General features: G+C 67.7%; 1 protein-coding gene and 1 pseudogene. Both read left to right on the plus strand.

Features of this window, described 5'->3' with window-relative positions; genetic code table 11:
* Positions 1 to 226: LysM peptidoglycan-binding domain-containing protein (locus MOV74_RS39775; protein WP_246933066.1), on the plus strand; the 226-nt coding region annotated here is incomplete at its 5' end.
* A gap of 128 nt (positions 227 to 354) precedes the next feature.
* Positions 355 to 650, plus strand: a pseudogene (locus MOV74_RS39780) (hypothetical protein); the annotation flags it as partial.

Consider the following 650-nt stretch of genomic DNA (forward strand, 5'->3'; position numbering starts at 1 on the left):
GGTCGCGAGGCAAGAGTCGAAGCAAGAGGCGAAACAGGCCGCACCGGCGGAGGCAGGCGGCAACCGCGTGATTTCCCGCGGCGACAGCCTGTGGGCGCTCAGCCGGCTCGCCTACGGTGACGGCGCGCGCTACGCCGTGATCTTCAAGGCCAACCGCGACAAGATCCACAACCCCAATTTGATCTATCCCGGCCAGACCTTTGTGATGCCGCAGAAGGCGGAGTGAGCCAGAGTCCCCGCGACGCTTTACCCTGTGTCGCCCGGGAACAATCGGTTCCCTCGCGAGTCATCTCGATACGGCGCAGTGCGCGCGTGGGCAGCTGGGAGGAGGCCGAATTGGTCAGGTCAGCGGTCATGTCGGGACGCATGGGACTGGCGCTGACCGGCGCGACCCTTCTGATTGCGGCAGTGCTGTTGCCTGCCAGAGCCGAGGCCCAGTTCGGATTGCGCGGCGGCCCGCTCGGCGTTGCGCGTTTTGCCGTCGGCCACATGATCGGCGTGTCGCGACTGCGCCATTCCCGCATGGCGGTGCGGGGTAGTCGGTACCGCTCCGCCGCGCTGAGGTCGCAAGATCCGCGCGGTGCCGAGCGCGGCCAGCCTTCTAACCCCTACATCGTCCGTGCGGCTCTCTCGGCGCAAGCCGCGCTGGC

The organism is Bradyrhizobium sp. SHOUNA76 (assembly GCF_023006445.1).
Lineage (GTDB): Bacteria > Pseudomonadota > Alphaproteobacteria > Rhizobiales > Xanthobacteraceae > Bradyrhizobium.